The organism is Mesorhizobium sp. WSM4840 (assembly GCF_055811755.1).
This window is the reverse complement of the sequence record NZ_JBVVQD010000005.1, coordinates 170,307-191,362: the sequence shown is the minus strand read 5'-3', so window position 1 is coordinate 191,362 and position 21,056 is coordinate 170,307. Positions and strand designations below refer to the sequence as shown.

19 protein-coding genes and 2 pseudogenes are annotated in these 21,056 nt (G+C 61.7%); 17 read left to right on the top strand and 4 right to left on the bottom strand.

Annotated elements, in window-relative coordinates; genetic code table 11:
* Window positions 1-30 precede the first annotated feature (30 nt).
* From AC0L3I_RS09930 to AC0L3I_RS09920, 3 genes are read right to left on the bottom strand one after another with little or no spacing between them, the layout of a single operon-like run.
* Window positions 31-1,248, bottom strand: coding sequence for a GNAT family N-acetyltransferase (locus AC0L3I_RS09930; protein ID WP_473487017.1), 1,218 nt, complete (start codon window positions 1,246-1,248; stop codon window positions 31-33).
* A 42-nt stretch (window positions 1,249-1,290) separates the two neighbouring features.
* The gene (locus AC0L3I_RS09925; RefSeq protein WP_473487016.1) at window positions 1,291-2,019 is read right to left on the bottom strand and encodes a glycerophosphodiester phosphodiesterase; all 729 of its coding nucleotides are present in this window, start codon (window positions 2,017-2,019) and stop codon (window positions 1,291-1,293) included.
* A gap of 7 nt (window positions 2,020-2,026) precedes the next feature.
* A complete protein-coding gene (locus AC0L3I_RS09920; RefSeq protein ID WP_123145841.1) occupies window positions 2,027-2,491 on the bottom strand; it encodes a RidA family protein in 465 nt (154 codons plus the stop codon).
* A 138-nt stretch (window positions 2,492-2,629) separates the two neighbouring features.
* On the opposite strand from AC0L3I_RS09920, the gene AC0L3I_RS09915 reads away from it, so the two are divergent.
* From AC0L3I_RS09915 to lpxB, 17 genes and pseudogenes are all read left to right on the top strand, one after another.
* Window positions 2,630-3,460, top strand: a complete 831-nt coding sequence (locus AC0L3I_RS09915) for a cell envelope integrity EipB family protein (protein WP_065009579.1) — start codon at window positions 2,630-2,632, stop codon at window positions 3,458-3,460.
* Between the two features lie 99 nt (window positions 3,461-3,559).
* Window positions 3,560-4,858 (top strand): hypothetical protein, encoded by a 1,299-nt coding sequence (locus tag AC0L3I_RS09910; RefSeq protein WP_473526775.1) that lies wholly within the window; start codon window positions 3,560-3,562, stop codon window positions 4,856-4,858.
* A gap of 72 nt (window positions 4,859-4,930) precedes the next feature.
* Window positions 4,931-5,209, top strand: coding sequence for a DUF4031 domain-containing protein (locus AC0L3I_RS09905; protein ID WP_095492862.1), 279 nt, complete (start codon window positions 4,931-4,933; stop codon window positions 5,207-5,209).
* Complete coding sequence (locus AC0L3I_RS09900; RefSeq protein WP_473487014.1) at window positions 5,206-5,817, top strand: LysE family translocator; 612 nt, start codon at window positions 5,206-5,208, stop codon at window positions 5,815-5,817. The genes AC0L3I_RS09905 and AC0L3I_RS09900 overlap by 4 nt, the downstream gene beginning before the upstream one ends.
* 178 nt (window positions 5,818-5,995) lie before the next feature.
* Window positions 5,996-6,793, top strand: coding sequence for a 30S ribosomal protein S2 (gene rpsB, locus AC0L3I_RS09895; RefSeq protein WP_095492864.1), 798 nt, complete (start codon window positions 5,996-5,998; stop codon window positions 6,791-6,793).
* Window positions 6,794-6,910: 117 nt separating this feature from the next.
* Window positions 6,911-7,834 (top strand): translation elongation factor Ts, encoded by a 924-nt coding sequence (gene tsf, locus AC0L3I_RS09890; protein WP_473487013.1) that lies wholly within the window; start codon window positions 6,911-6,913, stop codon window positions 7,832-7,834.
* Between the two features lie 311 nt (window positions 7,835-8,145).
* The gene (pyrH, locus tag AC0L3I_RS09885; protein ID WP_095492866.1) at window positions 8,146-8,868 is read left to right on the top strand and encodes a UMP kinase; all 723 of its coding nucleotides are present in this window, start codon (window positions 8,146-8,148) and stop codon (window positions 8,866-8,868) included.
* A 126-nt stretch (window positions 8,869-8,994) separates the two neighbouring features.
* Entirely contained in the window at window positions 8,995-9,549 is a 555-nt protein-coding gene (frr, locus tag AC0L3I_RS09880) for a ribosome recycling factor (protein WP_077384157.1), read from the top strand.
* A 17-nt stretch (window positions 9,550-9,566) separates the two neighbouring features.
* A pseudogene (locus tag AC0L3I_RS09875) lies at window positions 9,567-10,310 on the top strand (isoprenyl transferase); the annotation flags it as partial.
* Complete coding sequence (locus AC0L3I_RS09870; RefSeq protein ID WP_473487012.1) at window positions 10,307-11,152, top strand: phosphatidate cytidylyltransferase; 846 nt, start codon at window positions 10,307-10,309, stop codon at window positions 11,150-11,152. The pseudogene AC0L3I_RS09875 and the gene AC0L3I_RS09870, both read left to right, overlap by 4 nt.
* 116 nt (window positions 11,153-11,268) lie before the next feature.
* Window positions 11,269-12,411: an RIP metalloprotease RseP gene (rseP, locus tag AC0L3I_RS09865; protein WP_473487011.1), complete on the top strand. Its 1,143-nt coding sequence runs from the start codon at window positions 11,269-11,271 to the stop codon at window positions 12,409-12,411.
* A gap of 217 nt (window positions 12,412-12,628) precedes the next feature.
* A pseudogene (bamA, locus tag AC0L3I_RS09860) lies at window positions 12,629-14,980 on the top strand (outer membrane protein assembly factor BamA).
* A gap of 178 nt (window positions 14,981-15,158) precedes the next feature.
* Window positions 15,159-16,217, top strand: coding sequence for a UDP-3-O-(3-hydroxymyristoyl)glucosamine N-acyltransferase (gene lpxD / locus AC0L3I_RS09855; RefSeq protein WP_473487009.1), 1,059 nt, complete (start codon window positions 15,159-15,161; stop codon window positions 16,215-16,217).
* A gap of 1 nt (window position 16,218) precedes the next feature.
* Window positions 16,219-16,677 carry a 3-hydroxyacyl-ACP dehydratase FabZ gene (gene fabZ, locus AC0L3I_RS09850; protein ID WP_123145852.1) on the top strand — a complete coding sequence of 153 codons (459 nt, stop codon included), beginning with the start codon at window positions 16,219-16,221 and terminating at the stop codon, window positions 16,675-16,677.
* Between the two features lie 13 nt (window positions 16,678-16,690).
* Complete coding sequence (gene lpxA / locus AC0L3I_RS09845; protein WP_473526774.1) at window positions 16,691-17,524, top strand: acyl-ACP--UDP-N-acetylglucosamine O-acyltransferase; 834 nt, start codon at window positions 16,691-16,693, stop codon at window positions 17,522-17,524.
* Window positions 17,511-18,413 (top strand): LpxI family protein, encoded by a 903-nt coding sequence (locus AC0L3I_RS09840; protein WP_473487007.1) that lies wholly within the window; start codon window positions 17,511-17,513, stop codon window positions 18,411-18,413. The genes lpxA and AC0L3I_RS09840 overlap by 14 nt, the downstream gene beginning before the upstream one ends.
* Complete coding sequence (gene lpxB / locus AC0L3I_RS09835) at window positions 18,403-19,587, top strand: lipid-A-disaccharide synthase (RefSeq protein WP_473526773.1); 1,185 nt, start codon at window positions 18,403-18,405, stop codon at window positions 19,585-19,587. Before AC0L3I_RS09840 ends, lpxB begins: the two co-directional genes overlap by 11 nt.
* 97 nt (window positions 19,588-19,684) lie before the next feature.
* On the opposite strand, the gene gltA is transcribed toward lpxB, so the two are convergent.
* On the bottom strand, window positions 19,685-21,013 hold the full coding sequence (gene gltA / locus AC0L3I_RS09830) for a citrate synthase (RefSeq protein ID WP_065009590.1): 1,329 nt from the start codon (window positions 21,011-21,013) through the stop codon (window positions 19,685-19,687).
* Window positions 21,014-21,056: the final 43 nt, after the last annotated feature.

Here is a 21,056-nt window from a genome sequence, read left to right as displayed (position 1 = left end):
CTTTGTGCGTCCAATTGGACGCACGTCGCCCTAATCGTCCGCCATATCCTTGCGGAACGGTGTGTGCTCTTCAAGATAGTCGCCCATCCGCTCCACTTCGCGCCGCTCGCGCCTGAGATAGTCGGCGACTGCGTTGCGCAAGCCCGAATGCGCGATGTAATGCGCCGAATGCATGGTCACCGGCCTATAGCCGCGCGCCAGCTTGTGCTCGCCTTGCGCGCCCGCTTCGACCACTTTCAGCTTACGGTCGATCGCGAAGTCGATCGCCTGGTGATAGCAGACCTCGAAATGCAGGAACGGATGGTCTTCGATGCAGCCCCAGTTGCGGCCGTAGAGCGCATCGGAACCGATGAAATTGATAGCGCCGGCAATGTAGCGTCCATTGCGCTTGGCCATCACCAGCAGGATGTCGTCGGCCATGCGCTCGCCGATCATCGAGAAAAACTCACGGCTGAGGTAGGGCCGCCCCCATTTTCTGCTGCCGGTATCCATGTAGAAGGCAAAGAAGTCGTCCCAGATCCTTTCGGTGAGATCCCTGCCGGTCAGCCAGTCGATCGAGATGCCGTGAGCGAGCGCCTCGCGCCGCTCCTTCTTCATTGCCTTGCGCTTGCGCGATGCCAGGGTGGCGAGAAAATCGTCGTAGGTCGAATAACCTTCATTGAAGAAGTGGAACTGCTGGTCGGTGCGGTGCAGGAAGCCCGCCGCTTCCAGCGCCCCGACATCCTTCTGCTGCGCGAAGGTTACGTGCGCGGAAGACACGCCGAGCTTGTCCGTCACCGCCTTCAGGCCCGCTGCCAAGCCGGCTTTCACGGCGCGACTGTCCCCGCCCTTATTGACCAGCAGGCGAGGACCGGTGACCGGCGTGAACGGCACGGCGCATTGCAGTTTTGGGTAGTAACGCCCGCCGGCGCGCTCGAACGCGTCCGACCAGCCGTGATCGAAAACATACTCGCCCTGGCTATGCGATTTCAGGTAGCAGGGAACGGCACCGAGCAGCTTTCCCTGCGCTGTCTCCAGCCTGAGATGATGGCCCTGCCAGCCGGTTCGCCGCACGGCGCAGCCCGAATCCTCAAGTGCGCTCAGAAAAGCGAATGAAACGAGAGGGTTGTAGCCGTTTTCTGTGTCGCCGCGTGCGGTACCGCCGAGGCCATCCCATTCCGCGCAGGTGAAGGCTCCGATGCCGGAGGCAACCCGGATCGCATACGCTCCATTCGCCGTTTGCCCGTCGCCTTCATCGCCTTGATCCATGAGGCTTATTTAAGCTCCGTGCCGGTCCATGCAAGCTCGGTTTCAAGCGACCTGTACAAGATCGGGTTCGAATCCTTCGAATGTCATTTGGTCGGCGTATCTAAAGGTCAAGTCGACCGCCGGTTGGTCGAGCACGGTCCAGGTGATGACCGGCATTTTGAGCCTTTCGCGCACGAAACTGACAAACCGGTTCGGCAGGTCGCCGGCGGCGTAGGAGGCGAAGGCGATGTCGTGCGCCAGCATCGCGAAATGCGCCTCGATCAGCTTGACGTCATTGCCATAAGCAGTCAGCCCGCCCGGAATGCCGGGCGCGTGTTTCGGGAAATCGCGGATCAGCCAGTGGTCGAACGACATGATCGCCGCCTTGCCCTTGTACTGCTTGAGCATCTTGCCGACGCTTTCCACCAAGCCTTCGTCCCGACCGGGGACCCCTTTCAGCTCGACGACCATCGGCACACGACCATCGACCAGGTCGAGTGCCTGCTGCAGGGTCGGCAGATGGTCTGCTGTGCCGCCAACCGTGAGCGCAGTCATCTCCGCTGCCGTTCGCTGCCAGACGAAGCCGTCCTGGCCGGTCAGCCGCTTCAGATCGCTGTCGTGAATGACGACCGGGATGCGGTCAGACGACAGATGCACATCGCATTCGATCGCATAGCCGCGTTCGGCTGCCGCGGCAAAGGCGGAAAGCGTGTTCTCCCAGCGCGTCTTGTTCATGTCGTGGAGGCCGCGATGGGCAACGGGTCGGGCGGTCAGCCAGGAAAGATCGGTCATGACAGGCTCATTCGACTTCGAAGATGGCTTCGATTTCCACTGCGGCATTAAGCGGCAGGGAGGCGGCGCCGACGGCGGAGCGGGCATGTTTGCCGTGATCGCCGAGCACTGCAACCAGAAAATCCGAGGCGCCGTTGGCAACCAGGTGCTGTTCGACAAAATCTGGCGCCGAGGCGACGAAGACGGTGATCTTCACCAGGCGGCGGATTTTCTTGAGATCGCCAAGGGCTGCCTTGGCCTGCGCCAATATGTTGATCGCGCAGTATTTTGCCGCTTCCTTGCCGCTTGCGGTGTCGACATCGCGGCCGAGCAGCCCACTCGCCTGCAGCTTGCCCTCGCTGAGCGGCAGCTGCCCGGCGGTGAACAGCAGATTGCCCGACCTGGAATAGGGCACGTAGTTGGCGGCGGGCGCGGCGGCGACCGGAAGCGTCACGCCGAGATCGCTTAGCCGCTTTTCGATTGTTTCACTCATGGTATTTCCCTATTGCTTGATGACGCCGCGCAGGCCGGGCCGAAATTGCTATTTTTGCCTCGCTTCCGCCACGACTTTTTTTAAGCTGGACCCTCTTTCCCTGCGGCCTGCCATCAGGCGCGATGATCGGAGCCCCTCATGCGCGCAACACGCCTCGCATTCCACGCCGTCCTGCTGCCGGCGGTGTTCTCGATGGCGCCGGCTTTTGCCGTACCGGCGCTGCAGGCGCATCGCGCGGTTTATGATCTGAGCCTGGACAAAGCCTCCGATCGCTCCGGCATCACCGGCATTTCCGGCCGCATGGTCTATGAGTTCAACGGTTCGCCTTGCGAAGGCTACACGGTGAAGTTCCGCTTCGTCACCCAGATTGCCACCAACGACAATGCAACAAAGCTGACCGACCAGCAGACGACCACTTTCGAGGACGCCGAAGGCAAGACGTTCTCGTTCGTGACAAAATCCTTCGTCGACCAGAACCTCGACAAGGAGGTCAAGGGCACCGCGACGAAGGAGACGAAGGGCCTCAAGGTCGACATCGACAAGCCGGAGAAGAGCAGCCTCGAACTCGCCGCCACCCAGTTTCCGACCCAGCATCTGGCCGAACTGATCGACAAGGCCGAAAAGGGCGAAAATTTCTACGAAACCAACCTGTTCGACGGCTCGGAAGATGCCGATAAGGTGATGACCACCACCGTTGTCGTCGGCAAGAAAGCCGATGCCGACAAGGCTGATCCGGAAGCGCCGGCACTGGCGAAACTCGCCACCGACAAATACTGGCCGGTCGACATCGCCTATTTCGACGGCACCGACAAGTCAGGCGAGGAGGTGCCGGAGTACCGGATCAGCTTCAAGCTGCATGACAACGGCATCACGCGCGACCTCGTCATGGACTATGGCGAGTTCTCGATGACCGGCAAGCTGGTCAATCTGTCGTTGTTCGATCAGTCGAAAGTCTGTCCGCCGAAATAGGCTTCGGGTTAGCCACGCCCACAAGGCGGCGGCGAATGACTTGAACACGCCGCAATTGCATCTCAACTTCTACGCCGATGGGTCGATCGGGGGGGTGGGTTGAGCAGAATCGATGTGTTCGTGGCGCCGAGACCCAATCCGGCGCTGATCAGGATCATGACTGTAGTCAACCGGGTTGTCATGCTGCATGGCATTCCCGGGTTTCGCGACCTGTTGCCGTTCAACCGCCTGGCCGGATTGCGCGGCGTCGCCAATGTCCGTCATATCGATTTTCCCGACGACGACCGGCAGCGGCTGAAGGCCTGTTGCGGCGCCGGCAAGGCGACGTTCATCACGCCCAACCATCCGGAATTCTTTACCGACTGGATGATCGACAAGGAGATCGTCTCGCAGGTCAGTCCGCTCGCGGCATCATGGGCCACGCATGGCGTCGTCAACGGCCTCGGCCGGATCATGCAGAAATTCTGGCTGGCCAACAATCTGATCGCCCAGATTCCCGGCAACAGTGGGGCTGCCAAGGAACACTCGATCGCCTGGGCGCTGAAGGGGCATGGTGTTCTCTTGCATCCCGAAGGCGGCGTCGCCTGGCATGCCAATGTCGTCGGTCCGCTTCTTCCAGGGGCGGTCGAGATGGGGTTCGAAGCGCTCAAGCGCGGTCGCGTCACGGATCAGGATTCTAGGATTTGGATCGCGCCGGTTGTCTGGAAGCTCGCCTTCACCAAAAATGTCGAGCCGGCGCTGGCGCAGGAATGCGCGTATGTCGAGAAGACCCTGAAGATCGAACGTCGTGCCGCCGATACGCTGCCGGAGCGCGTCCACCATATCTATGCGACGCTGCTGTCGCGCGATGAGATTGCCTGTGGCATGGCGCCCGACGAACGGGCTTCGTATGCAGCGCGTCAGACGCAACTGCTGCTCGAATTGAGCCGGCGCCTGGGGGAGGGTATTTCGGTCGATCCCAGCGCCAACGAGTTCGCCGAGCTTTTGCGCCGGTCGCGCCGCTGGCTGCGGGAAAACAACGGTGACGCTGAGAGGCAAAAACAGGTCCGCACTCTGGCGGACACGATCCAGCGTCTCCAACGCGTCGGACCGTGGGCCTCAGCCAACTCGCGCATCACGCAAGAGGAGATCGCCGAGCATCTGAAGCGCATCCGCAACGACTATTGCAAGGGCACGCTGCGCGACACGATCAACCGCTTCGTGCCGCAGCCGGTCGGGCCGCGCTGCGCGCATATCCGGGTGCCGGAACCGTTGGGATTGCACGCCTTTCCGGGCTCGATCGACGATGCGCTCGCCGAACTGCACAGCCGTATGCAGGCGGCTGTCACCACGACGGTAGCCGAACTCGAAGCCGGCGGCGGCTTCATTTTCTATCCGAATCCCTTCTATCATCGCTAACGTTTGGATCTTGGCCCCAAGTGAACTGCGGCTCCGCTGGTCGGCGCAAGATGAAGGAGTGCGGCAAGCCTCATGGCGGTTTATGTCGACGCGGCGATCTGGAAATGGGTCGGCCACCGCTGGTGTCACCTGCTGGCCGACGACACCGATGAGTTGCATCGTTTTGCAGCACAACTCGGCATCAAGCGTTCGTCCTATCAGGGACCGCCGAAGACATCGGCGCCGCATTATGACATAACCGGCTTCGAGCGCGACCGCGCGGTGCGGCTGGGCGCCATCGAATGTAGCCGCGAAGAGATCGTTGCTGTTTTCCGGCGTGTCCGGGTGCCGAAGGGGAAGATACGACCATGACGTTGACGGCATTTCTGGCTTACTGCGTTGCGATTACATTCGCCGCCGCCACGCCTGGCCCGGCGGTATTCACGGTCATTGCCAACGGCGTCTCGCGCGGGTTCGTTCGCGCGTTCCTGGCTGGCCTCGGTATCGCCGCTGGCGACGCGGTGCTGGTGACTTTGGCGCTGCTCGGTCTCGTGGCACTGGCACAGACCTTCGAATGGGTTTTTCTCATCCTGAAATATGCGGGTGCTGCCTATCTGATGTTTCTTGGCATCAGGATGTGGCGATCGGCTTCCGCGCGATCGAATGGACTGGAGGTAACGCAGGCAAGACTGTCTCGATCGTTTTACCTCGGCATCTCCATCGCATTGGGCAACCCCAAGGCGATCCTGTTCCACGCCTCCATCATGCCGTTGATCCTCGATCTCAACGCAATGACCTTCGCTGAGGGGCTGCTCGTGGTTGCGGTCGTGATCGGCGTCAACATTATCACTATGGGCGTCTATGCGGTGCTTGCCGGGCAGGCTTCGAGCTGGTTCAAGACGCCAAGGCGGATGCGCTTGATGAACAGGTTTGCCGGCGGCGCCATGATCGGCACCGGTGCGCTGATCGCCGCACGCTGAGCCGCAAGACACCGCAGCGCTTGCGTTTGTCGCGGATCCCCTCTATATGCGCGCTCATTCCACACACGGACTTTGGTGTCTGCCCGGGAGAAATCCGGCTGAAACCTCCGGTGGCGTTCGAGGACAAAGTCCAGAAATGCCTGTGTCCGTGGAGGCTAACCGGAAAGGATACTCAAGAATGGCTCTGCCTGATTTCAGCATGCGCCAGCTTTTGGAAGCTGGCATTCACTTCGGCCACCAGACTCACCGCTGGAACCCGAAGATGGCGCCCTATATCTATGGCGCCCGCAACAACATCCACATCATCGACCTCTCGCAGACGGTGCCGCTGCTGCACCAGGCGCTGAAGCAGGTTTCCGACACCGTCGCCAAGGGTGGCCGCGTGCTGTTCGTCGGCACCAAGCGCCAGGCGTCCGACATCGTCGCCGACGCCGCGCAGCGCTCGGCCCAGTACTATGTCAACTCCCGCTGGCTCGGCGGCATGATGACCAACTGGAAGACGATTTCGAATTCCATCCAGCGCCTGCGCAAGCTCGACGAGATGCTGGCCGGCGAGGCCCAGGGGCTCACCAAGAAGGAGCGCCTCAATCTTGATCGCGAGCGCGAGAAGCTCGACAAGGCGCTGGGCGGCATCAAAGACATGGGCTCGACGCCCGACCTGATGTTCGTGATCGACACCAACAAGGAAGCGATCGCCATCCTCGAGGCCAAGCGTCTCGGCATCCCGGTCGTCGCCATCATCGATTCCAACTGCGACCCGGACAAGATCGATTTCCCGATTCCGGGCAATGACGACGCGGCCCGCGCCATCCAGCTCTATTGCGATCTGATCGCCAAGGCTGCAATCGACGGCATCGCTCGCCAGCAGGGCGCGCTCGGCGTCGACGTCGGCGCTTTGGCCGAGGCTCCGGTCGAGCCGGCACTCGAGCCGACGCCGACCGCCGAAACACCGGCTGCCCAGACACCGGAAGCGTAGCAGTGAAGGCCGGTTTCGGCCTTCATCTTTCTCATATTTTGGCGCGCTAAGCGCTGGCGCCAGGCGCATCATCGAGGACCGGTGGTGCGTCGGTGCATTTTAAACAAAGAGGCGACAATGAGCATTTCGGCTGCACAGGTCAAAGAACTCCGCGACTTGACCGGCGCGGGCATGATGGACTGCAAGGCGGCGTTGAACGAGACCAACGGCAACATGGAAGAGGCCGTCGACTGGCTGCGCAAGAAGGGCATTTCCAAGGCCGACAAGAAGGCCGGCCGTACTGCCGCCGAAGGCCTGATCGGCGTCGATTCCGGTATCCGCGAGGCGGCGGTCGTCGAGGTCAACTCTGAGACCGACTTCGTTGCCCGCAACGCCGCCTTCCAGGAGATCGTCGCCAAGGTCGCCAAGGTCGCGCTCGCCTATGGCGGCAAGACCGAGGCCGTCGCAGCCGCACCGTATCCGGGTTCGGACAAGTCGGTCGCCGACACCATCAAGGATGCTGTCGGCACGATCGGTGAGAATCTTGGCTTCCGCCGTTCGGCCAAGCTCACCGTAGAGCACGGCGCTGTCGCAACCTACGTCCACAATGCGGTTGCCGACGGCCTTGGCAAGCTCGGCGTGCTGGTCGCCATCGAGACGACAGGCAACGCGCAGGCCGCCAACGCCTTTGCCCGTCAGGTCGCTATGCATGTCGCCGCCACCAACCCAATGGCGCTGACGACGGAGCAGCTCGATCCGGCCGCGGTCGAGCGCGAGAAGGCGATCTTCGCCGACCAGGCGCGTCAGTCCGGCAAGCCGGAGGCGATCATCGAGAAGATGGTCGAGGGCCGTCTGCGCAAGTTTTACGAAGAGGTCGTGCTGCTCAAGCAGGCTTTCGTGCTCAATCCCGACATCACCGTCGAGAAGGCGCTGACGGATGCCGAAAAGGAAATCGGCGCACCGGCCAAGATCACTGCCTATCTGCGCTTCGCGCTCGGCGAGGGCATCGAGAAGGAAGAAACCGATTTCGCGGCGGAAGTCGCGGCGGCGGTCAAGAAGTAAACCGCACTCTATTTTCTGAAAGACTTTACGGCCGGGTGTCCGCGAGGATGCCCGGCCGATTTCTTGCGCGTTACCGATGAAGGCCAGGCGGTCGGCGGCAAGCCAGCTGGCTATCTGCCGGATCTGCTCGTGCCCGGATCTGCTCGTGCAAGATGCATTTGCCGGCGTAAGCTAACGACTGGAAGAGAGTTTTCCGGTTCGGGCGCCGCGTGACAGCCCGGCGCCCTTCGTGTATCGGAACCCAATGTTTCGGGGCAGCGCCTACGCGGCGGCAGCCCGAGGCGCGTCGCACGCACGATAATGAGGATCAGATGACGGTGAAGCCCCTCTACCGACGTGTCTTGCTGAAAGCGTCGGGCGAAGCGTTGATGGGCGAGCAGCATTTCGGCATCGACGTGTCGGTAGTCGATCGCATCGCCGCCGACATCGCCGAGGCCCGCGCCCTGGGCATCGAAGTCGGCGTCGTCATCGGCGGCGGCAACATCTTTCGTGGCGTGGCGGTTGCTTCCAAGGGAGGTGACCGGGTCACCGGTGACCACATGGGCATGCTTGCCACCGTCATCAACTCGCTGGCGCTGCGTACTTCGTTGAACAAGATCGGCGTCGACGCGGTGGTGCTGTCGGCAATCGCCATGCCTGAGCTTTGTGAGAGCTTTTCGCAGCGCCAGGCGACCGCCTACATGAACCAGGGTAAGGTCGTCATCTTCGCCGGCGGCACCGGCAATCCGTTCTTCACCACCGATTCGGCCGCGGCGCTGCGCGCGGCGGAAATCGGCGCCGACGCGCTGTTCAAGGGCACTCAGGTCGACGGCGTCTATTCTGCCGATCCCAAGAAGGACCCGAATGCGACACGCTTCGAGCGCATCAGCCATGGCGAAGTCATAAAACGTGGTCTTTCGATCATGGATACGGCCGCGATTGCACTTGCGCGGGAAAACAACATTCCGATAATCGTCTATTCGATCCACGAGAAGGGTGGTTTCGGTGATATTCTGAGGGGCGGCGGCCGTTGCACGGTCGTCACAGACGACTGATCGGGAGCCCGATCCCGAACCGAAGGTTTCCCGTAGGCGAAAAGCGGGAACCGGTTTTCGGATTGAGGCTTGAATACGGGGTTACCCTGAACAGTGAACCCGGGCTAACGGGTCGAGGAGACGATGATGAGTGGCGAATACGATGATCTCAAACGGCGCATGGACGGGGCGATCGCTGCGTTCAAGCACGATCTGGCTTCGCTGCGGACCGGCCGCGCTTCGAGCAACCTGCTCGACGCGATCCAGGTGCAGGCCTATGGCACCACTATGCCGATCAACCAGGTGGCAAACGTGTCGGTGCCTGAGCCGCGCATGATTTCGGTTTCGGTCTGGGACAAGTCGATGGTCGGTGCGGTCGATCGCGCCATCCGTGAATCCAATCTCGGCTTCAATCCGATCGTCGACGGCACCAATCTCAGAATTCCGCTGCCCGAACTTAACGAACAGCGCCGCAAGGAGCTGGTTAAGATCTCGCATGGCTACGCCGAGAATGCGCGCATCGCCGTGCGCCACGTGCGCCGGGACGGCATGGAGTTTCTCAAAAAGGCGGAAAAGGACGGCGATATCAGCGAGGACGATCATCGCAAGCGGTCCGACCAGGTCCAAAAGCTCACAGACGAGATGATCGGCACCATCGACCATCTGCTTTCCGATAAGGAAGCAGAAATCATGCAGGTTTAAGGGTAGGTGACCGACCCGAAAGCGAGACTATGACAAGCCCCGCGCATGTCGCGATCATCATGGACGGAAACGGACGCTGGGCCAAGGCGCGCGGCCTGCCACGGCTTGCCGGCCATCGCGCCGGCGTCGAGGCGCTGCGCAACACGGTGCGCGCCGCTCCTGGCCTCGGCATCTCCTTCCTGACCGTCTACGCCTTCTCGTCGGAAAACTGGTCGCGGCCGAAGTCCGAAGTCAGCGACCTGATGGGCCTCTTGAAAATCTTCATCCGCCGCGATCTCGCCGAGCTTCACCAAAACGGCGTGCGGGTCAGGATCATCGGCGACCGGGCAGGGCTGCAACCTGATATCAGGACCCTGCTTGAAGAGGCCGAAACGCTCACCGCCCGCAACGACGCGCTGACCTTGGTCATCGCTTTCAACTATGGCGGACGCGACGAGATCGTGCGCACGGCGCGCAAGCTTGCCTCGGCGGTGGCGCGCGGCGAGCTCGACAGCGAGGCGATCACGGCCGAATCCTTTGCCGGCTCTCTCGACACCCAGGGTATTCCAGATCCGGAACTGGTCATCCGCACCAGCGGCGAGCTCAGGCTGTCGAATTTCCTTCTGTGGCAAGCGGCCTATAGCGAGCTTGTCTTCCTGCCTTGCTACTGGCCCGATTTCAGCCGCGAGCATCTGGCCGACGCATTGCGCGACTTTGCCAATCGCGAGCGCCGTTTCGGCGGGCTTGGCGCTCAAGACGTCGCCGTGACGGCCAAGGGATGAGCAACCTCCAGCTTCGCGTCATTTCTGCCGTCGTGCTTGCGGTCGTCACACTCGGTCTGACCTGGCTTGGCGGACTGCCCTTCCGGTTGCTTTGCGCCGCCATGACGATCCTGATCTTCTACGAGTGGACGCAAATGTGCCGCCCGGTCGCCACCACGGGTCTTGGTTTTCTGCCGGAGGCGCTGCTTCTGGTTTTCGTCGGCGGTTTGGTCGCCGGCCTGCCGGCGTCATGGCTGCTGCTACTTGTGGCAGTGATGGTCGTTGTCACCGCGGTCGTGGGTTCGATGCGCCAGACTTCGATGGGCCAGACTTCGATGCATCAAACGAGACAGTGGGACGCGTCCGGCCTTGCCTATGCCGGCATTTCCGGCCTGTCACTTGCCCTTTTGCGCGACGGCGACCATCCCGGCCTCGTCGCCATTCTGTTCCTGTTCGCGGTGGTTTGGGCGACCGACATATCAGCCTATTTCGTCGGCCGCGCTGTCGGCGGTCCGAAGCTGGCGCCATCGATCTCGCCCGGCAAGACCCAGAGCGGGGCGCTCGGCGGCGCTGTCGGCGGCGTGGTTGCCGGGCTGCTTTTGGCCGCTGCGGCCGGAGCCGGCAATCTTGCAGTGCTCGGCGTCGTTGCACTCGTGCTTTCGCTGGTCTCCCAGGCTGGCGACCTTTTCGAATCATGGGTGAAGCGCCGTCACAACCGCAAGGATTCGGGCACGCTGATACCGGGCCATGGCGGCGTCATGGACCGGGTCGACGGGCTTGTCGCGGCGGCATTCGCCCTGTACGTCATCGGCTGGATTTCGGCGACCGCCGACCATCCGGCACAGGGGCTGTTTCCAGCTTGATCGGCATTGTTTCCTGGCCTGGTATCTTGACCTGCGCAGGATGCGCCATGGATTCGCCTGGATTGATGCCACAGTCGCGGTACGACCGTGCTGCGGACGAATTTTGAGGACATGAGTTGAACGAGATTCTTCACGCGGTTTTCAGCACGGAAGGCTTTGTCCTTGGCACGCTGGTGCCGTTCCTGTTCGTGCTGACCGTAGTCGTGTTCGTCCACGAGATGGGGCATTATCTCGTCGGCCGCTGGTGCGGCATCGGCGTAAAGGTCTTTTCGATTGGCTTCGGCCCGGAACTCTTCGGCTTTAATGACAGCCATGGCACGCGCTGGAAACTCTGCGCCATTCCACTCGGCGGCTACGTCAAATTCGTCGGCGACATGAACGCCACCTCGAGCCAGCCCAGCTCGGAGGAGATCGAATTGCTGACCGATGCCGAGCGCAAGGTTGCGTTTCACACGCAGCCGGTCTGGAAGCGCGCGGCGACTGTGGTTGCCGGCCCGCTGTTCAATTTCCTGCTGACGATCGCCGTCTTCGCGGTGCTGTTTACCGCCTATGGCCGCCCCGTGATGGAGCCGATGGTGGCTGAAGTCACCGCCGACAGCCCAGCGGCGCAGGCCGGCATCCTGCCCGGGGACCGATTCGTCAGCGTCGACGGCAGCAAGGTCCAGACCTTCGCCGACGTCCAGCGCCGGGTCTCGGGCCGCGGCGGCGACGCCATCACCTTCGTCATGCTGCGCGGCGGCAAGGAGATCACCGTTACGGCGACGCCGCGATTGATGGAACAGGAAGACGCGCTGGGCAACAAGGTCAAGGTGGCCGTGATCGGCGTCGTCAACAACCAGGAGTTCGGCCAGCCCCGCCTGATCACCTACAGCCCGGCTGGCGCACTGGCTGCCGCGGTCGAGGAAACCGGCCACATCATCCAGGGTACCGGCCAGTTCCTGCAGCGTTTCGTCGTCGGTCGCGAGGATAAATGCCAGCTGGGCGGCCCAATCAAAATCGCAAAGATGTCGGGGCAGGCGGCAAAACTGGGCTTCGACTGGCTTGTGCAACTTGTTGCGCTGTTGTCGGTCGGGATCGGTATTCTCAACCTTTTGCCGATTCCTCCCCTCGACGGCGGCCATCTCCTGTTCTACGGCGTGGAGGCCGTCATTCGGCGACCGGTGTCGGAACGTATGATGGAGATGGGTTACAGGGCCGGCCTGCTTCTCGTCTTGGGCTTCATGGGGTTCGTTTTCTGGAACGACCTGTTTGGATGCTGAAATCATGAAGAAATTTGGCTTCGACACAGCCAATGTTGAGACGCCGTTTACCATGCATGGGGATATGCGTGACGCGAAAGCCACGCCACAGGGTTAAGTAAATACAAATTAACCAGGAGCCTTGCGTGTAGGGAAAATCCGGTTAATACGGTGGGGGAAATTACCGCACGTCCGGTTTTCTCGCCGTGGGGACTTCGAGAAAAGGTACAAAAGCCCGATGAAGGCAGCATCCAAGTTTCTGAGCGCCGCGTCCGCGGTGGCCCTGTCCGCCGCCCTGGTCGTACCAGGTGCGCTCGCAGTGCAGTTCGTTGCCACATCGGCGGCCGAGGCCGCTGTTGTTTCAAGAGTTGAAGTCAGCGGCAATCAGCGGGTCGATGCCGACACGATCCGCAACTACGTCACGATCAAGCCCGGTAAGCCCTTTTCCAGCTCCGATATCGACGATGCGGTCAAGGCGCTGTTCGGCACCGGGTTGTTCTCGGACGTCCAGATCAACCAGGTCGGTTCGTCGCTGGTCATCAAGGTTTCCGAATATCAGGTCGTGAACCAGGTGCTGTTCCAGGGCAACAAGAAGCTCAAGGACAACGCCCTTGCGGCCGCGGTCCAGTTGAAGCCGCGTGGAACGTTCTCGCAGCAGGCGCTCGATGCCGACATCGAGGCGGTCAAGGCCGCCTACAGGCGTATCGGCCGTGACGACGCCGCCGTGACCACCCAGATCATGGATCTCGGCGACAACCGCGTGAACGTGGTCTTCAATATCAACGAAGGCGGCCGCACGCAGATTGCCGCGATCAATTTCGTCGGCAACAGCGCCTATTCGAGCCGTCGCCTGTCCGACGTCATCTCCACCAAGCGCTCGTCCATCCTTTCGTTCGTGCTGCGCGACGATGTCTATGACGAAGACAAGCTGCGCGCCGACGAAGAGCTGCTGCGCCGTTTCTATTACAACCACGGCTATGCCGACTTCCAGGTGATTTCCGCGGTCGGCGAACTCGACGAGACCACCAACAAATATACGGTGACCATCACCGTGCAGGAGGGCGATCGCTACACCTTCGGCGACGTCAGCGTCGAGAGCACGATTCCCGAGGTCGACGCTGCATCGCTGCAGTCGGTGGTCGAGACCCGCAAGGGCGAGGTCTACAACGCCGAGGATGTCGAAGACACCATCATCGCATTGACCGAGAGGGTCGCCGGTTCCGGCTATCCCTTCGCCCAGGTGACGCCGCGCGGCGACCGCAATTTCGAGAACCGCACCATTTCGGTGGTCTATACGATCGACCAGGGCACGAAGGCCTATGTCGAACGCATCGAGATTCGCGGCAACGACCGGACACGCGACTATGTCATTCGCCGCGAATTCGACGTGAGTGAGGGCGATGCCTTCAACCAGGTTCTCATTCAGCGCGCGAAGAAACGGCTGGAAGCGCTCGATTATTTTGAGAAAGTCGAGGTTTCCACCGTGCCCGGCTCTGAGCCGGACCAGGTGGTGCTGGTGGTCGACGTGGTCGAGAAATCGACCGGCGAGTTCTCGGTCGGCGCCGGCTATTAGACCGGCGGCGACACGTCAGGCCCATCCATCGAAGGAGCGATCACCGAACGCAACTTCCTCGGACGCGGCCAGTTCATCAAGCTATCGGCGGGCGGCGGCAAGAATTCGCGCGACTACAGCTTCTCCTTCACCGAGCCCTATTTCCTCGGGCGGCGCATTGCCGCCGGTTTCGACATCTTCAACCGGACCAGGGAATACGACGACTATAAGAGCGAGACCCTAGGTGCGACAGTGCGCTTTGGCCTGCCGATCACTGACGACATCTCGACGCAGCTGGCGTATAATATCTCGCAGGAGAAGTACAAGCTCGACGATGGTTGCGATCCACTGGCTGGCTGCGACGTCTCTACGGCTATCCTAAACGGCATTGAGGAAAGCCCGTGGCTCAAGTCGTCGGTCAGCCTCGGTCTGGTCTACAACACCATCGACGACATGAAGAACCCGCATGAAGGCATCTTCGCCAATGTCACCACGGAATTCGCCGGCCTCGGCGGCGACGCCAAATTCGTCAAGGTGACGGCGCGTGGCAGCGTCTACCAGACGTTGTCAGAGCAGCTTGATCTGGTTGGTTTGATTTCGGGCGGGGCTGGCCATATCCAGGGCTACGGCAGCGACGAAGACCTTCGCATCTTCGATCATTTCCAGAGCAGCGACCGCATTATCCGCGGCTTCGCCTATGGCGGCATCGGTCCTGTCGACGACCAGGGCTTTGACGACCATCTCGGCGGTACCACCTATTTCAACGCCTCGGCGGAAGCCCAGTTTCCGATGCCGGTCATTCCGGAGAGCTTCGGCCTGCGCGGCGCGGTCTTTGCTGATGCGGCGACACTTTATGGCAATGATGTGGCGGGTGTCGATCCATCGACAACCGACATGGAGTGGCGCGCCTCGGTCGGTCTCGGCATGATGTGGGCGTCGCCCTTTGGCCCGATCCGCATCGACTATGCGATACCGGTCCTCAAGGAGGACACCGACGACGTGCAGGAATTCAACTTCGGCATATCGACCCGCTTCTGATTGGCGGGAGACGATGCTTCCGGGCCGTAGGGGTCCGGAATAGAGTGATCCGACACTACAGCGCCGCGCGTCCTCTTGGACGCGCAAAGGACGCTGTAGAACTTTGATTTTGCGCATGATCCTCCGAAAATCGATTCCGATTTTCGGGGTCATGCGCTAGCTGGATATAGCTTCTGGAATGACCGATCCGGTGTTCTTCGCGCCATCACGCCGGTATACGGCTGGCGAAGTCGCGAATCTGACCGGCTCGGTGCTTGTCGAGTCCGGCCTCTCGGAAATATCGATCGAAGCCTTGGCGCCGGCAAGCGAAGGCGGCGAGCACGCTCTTGTCTTCGTCGATGGCAGACGCAACTTCGCGCTGATGCAATCGCTGCGGGCAGCGGCGGTTCTCTGTCCCGCCGAATTTGCCGGCAAAGCGCCGGCGGGTATCGCGGTTCTGGTCCATCCGCGCCCGCAACAGGCTTTCGCGATGGTCGGACGCCTTCTTTTCCCGGCGGCTGCGACACCGGCGCCGATGACCGGCGAAACCGGTATTTCGCCGCATGCCCATATCGATCCATCGGCGCATGTCGAGGCCGGCGCGATCGTCGAGGCCGGCGCGATCATCGGCCCCCGCGCTTCTATCGGCAGCGGAACCGTCATTGCTCCTCATGCCGTTATCGGTCCCTCCTGCCAGTTCGGCCGCGACGGCTATGTCGGTCCAGGCGCCAGCATCCAGTACGCGCTGATCGGCAATCGTGTCATCATCCATGGCGGCGCCCGCATCGGCCAGGACGGTTTTGGCTTCGTGGCCGGGGCCAAGGGCCCGGAGCGCGTCCCGCAAATCGGCCGGGTCGTTATCCAGGACGACGTCGAGATCGGCTCGAACACAACGGTCGATCGTGGCGCCATGTCAGACACGATCATCGGTCAAGGCACCAAGATCGACAATCTGGTGCAGATCGCTCATAACGTCCGCATAGGCCGCAATTGCATAATCGCCGGCCTTTCGGGTATTTCCGGTTCCGTAACGGTGGGCGACAATGTCACCATGGGTGGCGGTGTCGGTCTTGCGGATCACCTGACCATTGGGTCTGGGGCCAAGCTTGCTGCAAGAAGCGGGTTCATGAGCAACGTCCCCGCGGGCGAGATTTGGGGAGGGTACCCGGCGCAGCCGATGGCGGAGGCGATGCGGGAGATCGCGGCTCTGCGAAGACTGGCCAGGGCGCGGAAATCCGGCGACGGGGGGAAGAGCTGAGATGGTGGCGGCGACGACGCTCGAGGCGGTCGACATATTGGGGCTGATGAAGCTCCTGCCGCATCGTTATCCGTTCCTGATGATCGATCGCATCATCGACATCGATGGCGACGAGTCGGCTATCGGCATCAAGAACGTGACCATAAACGAGCCGCATTTCCAGGGTCATTTCCCGGATCAGCCGGTCATGCCCGGCGTGCTGATCGTCGAGGCGATGGCGCAGACGGCCGGCGCCATCTGCATCCGCAGCCTGGGCACCGAAAAACCGTCGCTGGTCTATTTCCTGACCATCGACAATGCCAAATTCCGTAAACCGGTCGTTCCCGGCGACCAGTTGAAGATCCATGTGAAGAAAATCAAGAAACGCGGCAACCTTCTCAAATTCGCCTGCGAGGCTCTCGTCGACGGCGTCAAGGCCGCGGAAGCCGAGATCTCGGCGATGATGGTCGCGAGCGACTGACGATCGAATGCTTATGAAAATCCAGACAGTCATCCATCCATCGTCGTTCATCGAGGCAGGCGCAAAAATCGGCGAAGGCGTCCGCATCGGGCCATTCTGCCACATCAGCGCCGACGCGGTGCTCGGCGACCGCGTCGAACTGGTCAGCCACATCTCGGTGATGGGCGCGACCACCATCGGTGCGTCGACCAAGGTCTATCCGATGGCGACACTGGGCGCGCCGCCGCAGAATACCAAGCACAAGGGCGGCCGCACCACGCTGGTCGTCGGTGAGAACTGCACGATCCGCGAAGGCGTGACCATGCACCTCGGCACCGATTCCAGCCGCGGCGAGACGACGATCGGTGACAACGGCAACTTCCTTGCCTACGCCCACATCGCCCATGATTGCATTGTCGGCAAGAACGCCACCTTCGCCAATCAGGCGACGTTGGGCGGCCATTGCGAGATCGGCGACAACGTTTATATCGGTGGTCTCAGCGCCGTTCATCAGTTTGTCCGCGTCGGCGACAACGCCTTTCTCGGCGGTTGCTCGGCATTCGTCGGCGATGTCATTCCCTACGCCATCGCCGTCGGCAATCGCGCCAGCCTTCGCGGTCTCAACATCATCGGCCTGAAGCGCGCCGGCCTGCCGCGCTCCGAGATCCACACGCTGCGCAAGGCCTACAGGACGATCTTCGATCGCTCCCGAACCGTCGGCGAAAACATCGAATTCGCCAAGGCGGAATTCGCCTCGTCACCGACCGCCATGAAAATCATCGATTTCATCGCCAGTCGCGGCAAGCGGCACTATGCCGTCCCGTCGCTCAAGGCTGGCGACGGCGACGATGCAGATGACGAAGATTGAGGCCACTCGGACGGGCCTTGATCTCGCGCCAGACGCCAAGGTCGGCATCATTGCCGGCGGCGGCAGTTTGCCGGTCGAAGTCGCCAAGGCGCTTGCTGGGCAAGACAAGTCTCCCTTCGTGGTAATAGTGGCGGGCGAGGTCGACCGCATATCCGACTTCGACGCCTACGAGCAGGCGACGTTGAGGCTGGAGGATGTCGGCTCACTGCTGCCGACGCTCAAGAACCATCATGTTACCCATTTGGTGACAGCGGGCCATATCACACGCCGCCCCAGGCTGAGCGCCATGCGCCTCAATCTCGGCCTGCTCGCCTGGGTGCCCAGCCTTCTTGTCGGTGTAACCCAAGGCGACGACACCGTGCTGAAACTGTTCGTGCGAAGGGTCGAGCGCAGCGGCATCAAGGTTGTCGGCGCCCATGAGATCGTGCCGGAACTGATCGCGGCCGAAGGGACGCTGACCAAGGCTGCGCCGCGGAAATCCGACTGGCGCGACATCGAAGCGGCGCATACGGCGGCAAAGGCCATCGGCGCGCTGGATATCGGCCAAGCGGCTGTTGCGATCGGCGGCCGCGCCATCGCGCTGGAAGGCGTCGAGGGCACTGACGGATTGCTCGATCGAACAAAGCAGTTGCGCGGCCATGGCAGGCTGGCCGGCAGAACGCGCGGCGTTCTGGTCAAATGCGCCAAGCCCGGCCAGGAGTTGCGCGCCGACCTGCCCTCCATCGGCCCGCAGACGGTCGAGGCGGCGCATGCCGCCGGACTTGCCGGCATTGCCGTCGAGGCCGGTCGCTCGCTGGTTCTGGAAGGCCCCACCGTCGTCGCCCGTGCCAATGCGCTCGGCCTGTTCGTGATCGGCCTGCCTGCTGCGGAGCCGGTGCATGGCGACTGAGAAACCGCTGAAGATCGCGATCGTCGCCGGCGAAGAATCCGGCGATCTGCTTGGCGCCGACATTATAGAGGCGCTCAAACGCGCGACCGGCCGCGAGGTCCGGCTCGTCGGCATCGGCGGCCGGCATCTGCAGGCGCTCGGCCTCACGCCGCTCTTCGACGGCGGCGAGATCGCGCTGATGGGCCTGAGCGCCATCCTGCGCGACCTGCCGCGCCTGATGCGGCGGATCAGCCAGACGGGCAATGCGGTCGCCGGTGAAAAGCCCGACTGTCTCATCACCATCGACAGCCCGGATTTTTCGCTGCGCGTGGCTAAGAAGGTTCGTGCCGCCGATCCGGCAATCCCGATCGTCCACTATGTCTGCCCGAGCGTCTGGGCCTGGCGACCCGGCAGGGCGGTGGCGATGAAACCGTATGTCGATCATATCCTCTGCATCTTGCCCTTCGAGGTGAAGGAGCTCGCCCGCCTCGGTGGTCCGCCCGGCACCTATGTCGGCCATCGCCTTACGCACGATCCGGGCGTGATCGGCGCTGCCAAGGCGCAAAGCCTGCCGCGCGACCTGTCCGACGATCGTGTGAAGACACTGCTTGTGCTGCCCGGCTCGCGTCGCGGCGAGGTGCTACGGCTAGTCGGCCCGTTCGGTAAGACGATCTCGATCCTGCGCGCACGCGGACACCGCTTGCGCCTGCTGTTGCCGACGGTGCCGCATGTCGCCGACCTGGTCAGGGCTTCGGTGGCAAGCTGGGACGAGAAGCCGGAAATCATCCTTGATCCCGAACGCAAATGGCAGGCCTTCGGCAGGGCCGATGCAGCGCTGATCTCATCGGGAACGGTGTCGCTGGAATTGGCGCTGTCGGGTGTGCCGATGATCTCCTGCTACCGGCTCGATCCGGTCATGCGGATGGCCCAGCGCCTGATCACCGTATGGAGCGCCGCCTTGCCCAATCTCATCGCCGATCGCCCGATCGTGCCGGAAAGCTACAACGAATATGTGCGGCCGCACTATGTTGCGCGGCAGTTGGAGGCGCTTTTTTCCGACACCCCCTATCGCGCATGGCAGAAGGACGGTTTTGCCGAGGTGGCCAGACGCATGGCTGTCGACGGACCTTCCGGCGATATCGCTGCGGGGGTCGTGATGAGGTGCATCAAGGGAGCGAGTAGGGGTAGTGAGTAGTGAGTAGTGAGTAGTGAGTAGTGAGTAGATTGCAAAGAACCGCTCAGCGTCTAGAATTCTTATTTACTACTCACTACTCACTACTCACTTCTTCTCTTCATCGCTTTGCAATCGGCACGTAGTCGCGTTCCGGCGCACCTGTATAGAGCTGGCGCGGGCGACCGATCTTCTGGTGCGGATCCTCGATCATCTCTTTCCACTGCGCGATCCAGCCGACGGTACGAGCGACCGCGAACAGCACGGTGAACATGGTGGTGGGGAAGCCCAGCGCCTTCAGCGTGATGCCGGAATAGAAATCGACGTTCGGATAAAGCTTCTTCTCGATGAAATAGGAGTCGGTCAGCGCGATCTTTTCCAGTTCCATGGCGATGTCGAGCAGCGGGTCGTCCTTGATGCCCAGTTCACCCAAAACCTCATGTGCGGTCTTCTGCATGATCTTGGCGCGCGGGTCGTAGTTCTTGTAGACGCGGTGGCCAAAGCCCATCAACCGGAACGGATCGTTCTTGTCCTTGGCGCGGGCGATGAATTCCGGGATGTGGTCGACATGGCCGATCTCGCCCAGCATGTTCAAGGCCGCCTCGTTGGCGCCGCCATGGGCCGGTCCCCATAGGCAGGCAATGCCGGCGGCGATGCAGGCAAACGGGTTGGCGCCTGACGAGCCGGCGAGGCGGACGGTCGAGGTCGAGGCGTTCTGCTCGTGATCGGCATGCAGAATGAAGATGCGCTCCATCGCACGCGCCAGCACCGGGTTGATCTTGTATTCCTCGCACGGCACGGCAAAGCACATATGCAGGAAGTTGGCCGCGAAATTCAGCTCGTTCTTCGGGTAAATGAAGGGCTGACCGATGTGGTATTTATAGGCCATTGCCGCGATCGTCGGCATTTTGGCGATCAGCCGCATCGACGCGACCATGCGCTGATACGGGTCCGAGATGTCGGTGGAATCGTGATAGAAGGCTGACAGAGCGCCGACCACGCCGCACATCACCGCCATCGGATGCGCGTCGCGGCGAAAGCCGGTGAAGAAGCGCGACATCTGCTCGTGCACCATGGTGTGGCGCGTCACCCGGTAGTCGAAATCGTCCTTCTGCGCCTTGGTCGGCAATTCACCATAGAGCAAGAGATAGCAGACTTCGAGGAAGTCGCCGTGCTCGGCCAGCTGGTCGATCGGATAACCGCGATGCAAAAGGATGCCGGCATCGCCATCGATAAAGGTGATTTCCGACTCGCAGCTTGCCGTCGACGTGAAGCCGGGATCGTAGGTGAACGCCCCGGTGGTGCTGTAAAGCGAGCCGATGTCGATGACATCAGGTCCGACCGAGCCGCTTCGCACCTTGAGCTCGTGAGTTTTGCCGCCGAATTCAAGTTTAGCAGTCGACGCGTGGGTTTTGCCGCCAAATTCCATCTTTGTCGCAGCTTCGGACATTGCAAACTCCTTTTGGTTTTCTCATGCCGGCAAAGGCGAAATA